We start from the raw sequence: 7,643 nt of genomic DNA, 5'->3' as shown, positions 1-7,643 counted from the left end.
TTTAAAAGCTTTTGTTTTTGCTTATAACAGGGTGTGAGTAGGAAAATAATGGGAAGTTAGCAGTAACCTATTATATGGAATTAGTTAAAAATATATTGACAAATAGTTGACATTCTAGCGTGAAAATGTTACTATACAGTTAGTATAATTCCATATGGAACATATTAAGTGCTGATATCGTAAGAAACACGGTACAGAAAGAGGGAATCAGGTGAGAAACCTGAGCGATCCGGTCACTGTAACAGAGGAGCAAATCTCAAGAATCCATTGTGCCATAGCATGAGAAGGAGAGAGGAGCGATGAGCCTGGAGCCAGGAAACCTGCTTGGTATGGCGAGGTTAAACTTCCGTGTAAAGTGTAACAACCAACTCCGTTGAATCCGCAGCTTCGGAGTGTTGTCTGCTTTTATTCGAAGGCAGACATTTTTTATGGAATGCGCCTGTTCTTTATGAATTATACATGATTAAATGGCAGGCGATACTACTTCGGATTTATTCGTTCCCTCCGCGCACTCATGAACGGATTTTTTTCTACCCCGGAGTAGCGTCGCTCCCTCTTATTTATGTAGCTATTATGTAGAGTTAAGAATACTGTAATGAATGTTCAATACTTTGTTAATTGGAAAGTGATTGATGATTCATTAGAGTATTTTTTTATATAAGAGGAATTATGTCGCCGAAGTAGTCAATCCTGTAGGCAGGATTTTTTTGAAACAAAGAAATTATAAGAAAGAAGGAAGATAAAATGGAGAAACCTTATTGGGAAGGCAAAGAATACTCATATTTCAGTCATAAGAAATGTGAATTTTTTCCGTGTCATAAAAATGCGGATCCGGAGGATTTCAACTGTCTGTTCTGTTACTGCCCTCTGTATGCACTTGGAGAGAATTGTGGAGGAAATTTCAGATATACAGATAAGGGAATAAAGGACTGTACCAATTGTCTGGTTCCACATAAAAGAAAGAATTACGGCTATATAACCGGGAAATATCAGGAATTGGCTGAGATGATGAAGAAGGTAAAGGAAGTTAATCAGAAATAAAGCAGGAAAGTGTCAGATTACCCCAGATAAGAGAGAACGATTCTCATTGTAATATATATTCAGGTCTGTTAGAATAAATGTAACAAAAGAAAAATCTTCAAACAAACAGCGGAAAGCGTTATCCGTGTTATATCTGTAATCTATCTATTAGTCTTGTAATGCATTTCACACATGCAGAACACACTTTTCACACACACAAAAGAAAATGCAGCACAAGCATTTGACCTCCTTTCCTGACAGTGTTTTCATAGCTGGCAGACACAGGCAAATCTTATACATAATGACAACCGTCGGAATGCATGTTCGGCAGTTCGGCGGTTTTTTATGTTATAGGAAATTACTCTGTAATGTTCCAATGACATAAAAAAATCCTATGGGCGGGATTGCACGATGTCTGAGAGGGAGTATGTCGCTGAAGCGCCACATCGCAGGTGGAGAATCCTGCAAGAAGGATTCTTTCTTGAAATAAAAAACATTAAATGATATAATGCTATTATCTTTGAACATCTTAAAGATTAATACAGAGGAATGCAAATATATGAAAAAAAGAAATATAGCGATGCGGGTTCTTGCGGCAATTTTAACATCGACCGTAATCTGTACATCTGTGCCTGTAATGGGACAGGAATTTTTTGAGTCTGGTACACAGGATACAGCTGAAGAATTTCAGGAGCAACAGTCACAGGAAGATACATTTACCTCAGATAACAAATCTAATGCAGTGGTGTTTTCATCAGAGGAAAGTCAACAGGACTTTCAGGATGGAGAGATATCTGAGGAAGAAACAGACGGAATCCGTTACACTAAAGGCCGTCCACTGACTGCCGAAGAACGTGAGGAAGAGTTAGAACCATTTAGAAACCTGACACCATTAGATCCAGGATCGGAGGTAGAGAGTGATCTGTCTACGGTATATGCTGCTTATGGAAGCAGAGCAACATATAAAGAAAAATATGATTTAAGAGAGGATGGTCTGGTTACTTCTGTAAAGGATCAGCATCCATTTGGAACCTGCTGGGCATTTGGAATGGCGGCAGTAATGGAAAATTCTCTGCTTGCACGTGGAATGGGAACATATGATCTGTCAGAGGAACACTTATCCTATTTTTTCTCAAACCGACAGAACGATCCACTGGGAAATACAGCCAACGATAAGAATACAGTAGCAGGAAATTATCACAATATTGGCGGGAACGATTATCTGGCATCTGTTTTTCTCAGCACCTGGTCCGGAATGACTACAGAGGATGATGTGCCGTTTCCTACAGATTCCTCACATACGCAGGATCTGACTACGGAAATCTCTGCTGATAAAGCATATCATGCAGTTGCTTATCTGAAAGATGCAATGTTTTCTGATTATGTTGTGAATAAAACGGAAGAGGAGAGAATGGCATCTATAAATCGAATGAAGTCATGGCTTATGGATGGACATGCCGTATCGATCATGCTTTATATGACTGAGAATTATGTAAATGTGAATACTTCCGCTTATTGTTATCCAACAACATCAAGTTCAAAGGCAATCAACCATATTGTAACGGTAGTTGGATGGGATGATACTTTTGAAGCATCTAATTTTCAGGAAGCCTCTAAGGTAACAAATGATGGTGCTTGGATCATAAAGAACAGTTGGGGAGAGAACAAAGGAGATGATGGATACTACTATCTCTCTTATGATGACCCGAATATCAGCAATTTAGTGGCTGTAAATGCAGTAACTGTATCAGAACAGAAATATAAGAATAATTATTTTTATGACGGTTCGTCAGCAATTTCATCTATTACCATACAGCCAAAGCAGTCGGTATCTGCCATTTATACAGCGAATGCAGGTAATGGAAAACAGGAGGCACTTGGGGAAGTAAATGTAGTTTCCATGAGTGATAATGCTTCTTATAAGATTCAGGTATACACAGATCTTACAGATCCTTCCAATCCGGAAAGCGGTACTGCAGCGTATGCGCAGCCGCATGAATTTGAGCAGGATATTGCAGGAGTGCGTACGATTGCAATTCCGGAAGTGACTCTGCGCCAGGGCAGCTGTTATTCGGTGGTGATCACAAATAATGGAAGTAATAACATTAAATTTGGTGTTGAGGCTAGCACAAGTTACTCTGCTTCCGGAGGCGGTAAATGGTTTATTGCGACTGCTGGAATTGAGCAGAATCAGACATTTTTTAAAGGAGCATCTGACGGTGCTGCATGGACTGACGGTCGGACGAAAGGATGGTCTGTAAGGATTAAAGCCCACACAAGAACTCTGAACCAGTCATGGACACCGGATACACCCGTATTTCAGGTGAAAGCGTATAACAGTGGATACAATCAGGTCTCATGGAGCAAAGTTTCCAATGCAACAGGCTATTATGTATACAGAAAACCGTCATCAGGCGGCAGTTGGACAAAGATTGCAACAGTAAAGAACTCTGTATCAAAGTACAAGGACAGTAAAGTTACTGCGAATGCTTCTTATCGATATACAGTCCGGGCATATTATCAGGCAAGTGGGAAAACTTACACAAGCAAGTACACCACCGGACCTGTGATCAAGGCGGCTCCTGCACTGCAGCAAGTATCTTCTGTCAAATCCGAAAAGAATGGCATCCGTGTTCGCTGGTCTACGCAGAAGAAATGTGACGGATATTATATTTACAGGAAGAAAAAAGGCGGATCTTATCAATTGATCAAGAAAATTTCCAACAGAAATACTGCAACATATCTGGACAAAAAAGCCCAAAAGGGTGTATCATACTACTATGCTGTAAAAGCGTATGTAAAAGAACCTTATGGAAATACATACAGTAAATATAAGAGTTCATCTGTTATAAAAAGAAAATGACAAACAGTGAAGGAATGAGATTATGAAGAAAAAGTTGGGAACAATAGCAGCGGTGTTGCTGTGCTTTATCCTGGCAGCTGTCAGTGTTTATGCGGATGATGGCAGAGAGCAGGATCCAGATTACGTTACAGATTACTATATGACAGTGCAGAGTGCAGACGGTGGTGTAAACATTTATGCGGAAGCTGACCCGGAGAGTAATGTACTGAATGATAATCTGATCGTCAATGGAACTGCGATTCATGTTCAGGGGGAAAAAGACGGCACAGACAATAAAGAATGGGCATACAGTGAATACCATGGAATGAATGGATATATTCCGATGGATGATCTGGCACCGGTTACCAGAGCCGAAGCGATTAACAAAGAATTTCAGACATTTGGCGGCGAAGATGTGGATTTTCAGGTGAAGATTCAGAGTGACAGTGGAAATGCCCCCGTATATAACGGACCGGGAGAGAAGTATGGCGAGATCAGCGGTGGAATTGCGGATGGTACAACTGTACATATTTCCAAGTATATAAAGGGAGAAGATGGAATAAACTGGGGAAAAGCTGATACAGATGGTGAAGAATCTGTATGGGTGAATCTGGATCGCGATACGGATTATGTAAGCGATACAGAGCAGACTTCTCCACAGGAATCTAAAGATGGGAAAGCTGTCGCAGAAGTGACCCCAACACCGGAAGCAACCCAAACTCCAGAAGTAACTCCAACTCCAGAGGTGACACCAACACCGGAAGTAACTCCGACTCCAGAAGCGACACCGACAGAGGAAGTAACGCCGACAACAGAGCCAACTCCGGAAGAGAAGAAAGAGGAAATGGATAAGAAGCCAGAGTCAGGTAGTGATGATTCTAAGAAGACATCAGGAAAGAATGTGAAATCTGATTCAGGCATGAGAAATCCGGTAATCTGGATCAGTGGCATTGGAATCATTATTATCATAATTTTACTCATCTATTTTCTGAGAAAGAAAAAATAAAATAAGACATTAAAAGAGCAGCTCACCGAAATGGTGAAGCTGCTCTTTTTGGAAAAATGTGTGTGTATAATTGAGACATTCTGAGGAAACCTCGAATAGTCTTAATTAACAATAACGTTAACTTGTGTGTGCAATTATAGTTTACAATCTTTTGTTGAATTAATCAAGTTAAAATTTTGTAGAAAATGATATATTTTTGTGTTACGTATCACAGTTCACTTCATGTCCGGTAAGAGACAACCGGTGGATTGGATATACACAGACTTTGGTCTTGCATAACGTTGACAGGACACGTATAATAGGAAAAAGCAATACTCGAGGGTGAGGTAAAGAGAGAATGAAAATAACCGAAGAATTGTTGAATGAAATGAAAATTAAGGACGAAAATTTTTCCGATGGCCTGATCAAGCCGGATGGTGATTATATAAGAATACCCAAAGGACATCTTCACGGAATGATGGAACTGCTCCCGTGGACAGAGGATGAAATCTGGAAGATGATTCCGGAAGGAGATTCCCCTCTGTTCTGGCTTGTTGAAAAGACCGGATGTGTTCTCACGGATTATAATAACTCCATAGGGATGAAAATGACACCTGCCCAGCAGCAGGTGTTTGATGCAATGAGAGCACATGGTTTCCTTACAGATGATTATTATGATCTTACGAAGCAGAGAGAGAAAGCCAGAAGAGAGCAGATGGATAAAGAAGAACAAGCTTCTGAATAAGTTTCGGATAATATGGCAGAGCAGAAAGTTAAGTCTGCTGCTCAGAAGTATTCACGCAGACAGGTCAGAATTCCAAGCTTAAGTTCTTCAAAAGTGTATTCCGTGCGGCCTCGGAAATAGTAGACAACCTGTTCGCAGATCCCGTCTGCAAAAATTTCGGTTTTCATCTGGAACCATGGCGTCGGGTTATGATTTACATCCGGGATCGACTGGATCTTAACTGCGATCTCCCGGCGGAATTTACGCAGGAAATACATAGGTGATTCAGAAGTGAGGATCTGTCTGTACAGGTTCTCATTTTTGTGTATAAGATCTAATAATTCTTCTGTAAATGTGAGAAGTTCTTCTCTGTTTCTAGGACTGTTCTGCATGACATCACTCATCAGTGACTGTTCCATTTCGGCAGCAATATCATAAATATCACTGTAATGCAGATAAAAAGCAGAACGGTTGATGTTGGCACGCCTGACCAGTTCAGTTACAGTGATCTTATCTAAGTCTCCTTTTTCTTTAACCATTTCTGCAAAGGCGGTACGAATTGCTGTCTTTGTCTTAACAGAAGACAGGTTCTTGTCTTTTACTTTCATGTAAATCTGAAATCCTTTCTTAAAATCTTAAATGCAGGGAAATCCCGTGCTGTTTTTTATTAGCATTGTAAAAGAAATAAAAGATTAACCCAATAAAAAACATTAGCCAATGAAGCAAGTATCCTGTTTGCTTGCAGATATGCGTTTGAATCACCATTCAGACGTACAGAAATCTCAGAACATTTATTAAGCCAGAGGGGCATACCCCAGAGGAAAATAAAAGTTCTGAGATTTTTTGTTATATAGTTTTTACCAGATGTCCGGGAATGGAAAATATTAACAGAAAAATAATTTCAAAAAGAAATGAGAATGTTGTTTTTACAACATACTTAAAACGAAATATCCGATATACTTTGCCATGTAATCAAGAGAACACAAACAGTTAACATAGAAACCAATCATTCACAGGAGGGAAACTCATGATAAGACAGATTATACACATTGACGAAGAGCGATGCAATGGATGCGGTTTATGTGCCAACGCCTGTCAGGAAGGAGCCATCGGCATCGTAGACGGAAGAGCAAAGCTGTTACGCGACGACTATTGCGACGGGTTAGGCAACTGCCTGCCGGTATGTCCGACAAATGCAATTTCATTTATCAAAAGAGAAGCAGCAGCCTTTGACGAGGCCGCAGTAGAAGCAAACATGAAAGCAAATGCAGAAAGCGAGAATGGAGCAGGAACAACAAATACAAGATTAGTAGGAAATCATATATCAGCAGGCGTAACAGAAGCCGGCACTGCAGAACCAAAACAAGGCATTGGAAAGAGTTTCACAGGATGTCCGGGAAGTATGGCGAAGAAGATTCTCAGAGCACCACATAAAGAAGAAAGAACTTACACGCAGCTCAATACTTCGGTAGAATCCGAACTGCGCCAGTGGCCAGTACAGATCAAATTAGTACCAGTCAATGCATCATATTTCGACGGAGCCCATCTTCTGATCGCAGCAGACTGCACCGCATACGCCTATGCAGACTTCCATCAGGAATTCATCCGCAACCGAATCACCCTGATCGGATGTCCGAAACTGGACGAGGGCGATTATAGCGAGAAACTGACCGAAATCATACGCCAGAACGATATCAAGAGTGTGACTATCGTAAGAATGGAAGTCCCATGTTGCGGCGGCCTCGCCAGAGCAGCGGAAACAGCCCTGAAAAACAGTGGAAAATTCATTCCATGGCAGGTAAAAGTCATCTCTACAGACGGTCAGATTGTGGACAATATGTAAATGATAGTAAAGATTAAAGATATTACTCAGGAGCTTACCAAAATCAGGCAGGCAAAGAAGTAAATGATTTTATCGAGAATGATTCTAAAACCATAAGAAGAAAAGAATGATATAGCATAAAGCATTCTGGTGATATGTCAAGAGAAATTTAAAATAGTTTTTGATATGTTTTTCCTAAAAAAGGGCGCACTTCACCGTCGCTCATTAATCATCTTTTTGAAAAATGAGC

Annotated in this window: 6 protein-coding genes and 1 riboswitch; of the genes, 5 read left to right on the top strand and 1 reads right to left on the bottom strand. The window is 40.4% G+C overall.

Annotated elements, in window-relative coordinates; all coding sequences use genetic code 11:
- The first annotated feature begins 149 nt into the window (after positions 1–149).
- Positions 150–342: riboswitch (cobalamin riboswitch) on the top strand.
- Positions 343–744: 402 nt separating this feature from the next.
- The 4 genes from ACTNES_RS17940 (at position 745) to ACTNES_RS17925 (ending at position 5,592) form a co-directional block, all read left to right on the top strand.
- Positions 745–1,041, top strand: coding sequence for a cysteine-rich small domain-containing protein (locus ACTNES_RS17940; protein ID WP_291816780.1), 297 nt, complete (start codon positions 745–747; stop codon positions 1,039–1,041).
- A 538-nt stretch (positions 1,042–1,579) separates the two neighbouring features.
- Positions 1,580–3,883 carry a C1 family peptidase gene (locus ACTNES_RS17935; RefSeq protein WP_291816782.1) on the top strand — a complete coding sequence of 768 codons (2,304 nt, stop codon included), beginning with the start codon at positions 1,580–1,582 and terminating at the stop codon, positions 3,881–3,883.
- A 22-nt stretch (positions 3,884–3,905) separates the two neighbouring features.
- Entirely contained in the window at positions 3,906–4,868 is a 963-nt protein-coding gene (locus ACTNES_RS17930; RefSeq protein WP_441040266.1) for a hypothetical protein, read from the top strand.
- A gap of 337 nt (positions 4,869–5,205) precedes the next feature.
- A complete protein-coding gene (locus tag ACTNES_RS17925; protein ID WP_291808895.1) occupies positions 5,206–5,592 on the top strand; it encodes a hypothetical protein in 387 nt (128 codons plus the stop codon).
- 41 nt (positions 5,593–5,633) lie between these two features.
- Here ACTNES_RS17925 and ACTNES_RS17920 read toward each other — a convergent pair whose 3' ends face one another.
- Complete coding sequence (locus ACTNES_RS17920; protein ID WP_300334889.1) at positions 5,634–6,179, bottom strand: TetR/AcrR family transcriptional regulator; 546 nt, start codon at positions 6,177–6,179, stop codon at positions 5,634–5,636.
- Between the two features lie 419 nt (positions 6,180–6,598).
- Between ACTNES_RS17920 and ACTNES_RS17915 the strand changes: the two genes are divergently transcribed.
- Positions 6,599–7,414: an ATP-binding protein gene (locus ACTNES_RS17915; protein ID WP_291808892.1), complete on the top strand. Its 816-nt coding sequence runs from the start codon at positions 6,599–6,601 to the stop codon at positions 7,412–7,414.
- Positions 7,415–7,643: the final 229 nt, after the last annotated feature.

The organism is Blautia sp. HCP3S3_D9 (genome assembly GCF_052063845.1).
GTDB lineage: Bacteria > Bacillota > Clostridia > Lachnospirales > Lachnospiraceae > Blautia_A.
Note: the sequence above shows the minus strand (reverse complement) of the source record. Positions and strands in the feature narration are given on the sequence as shown.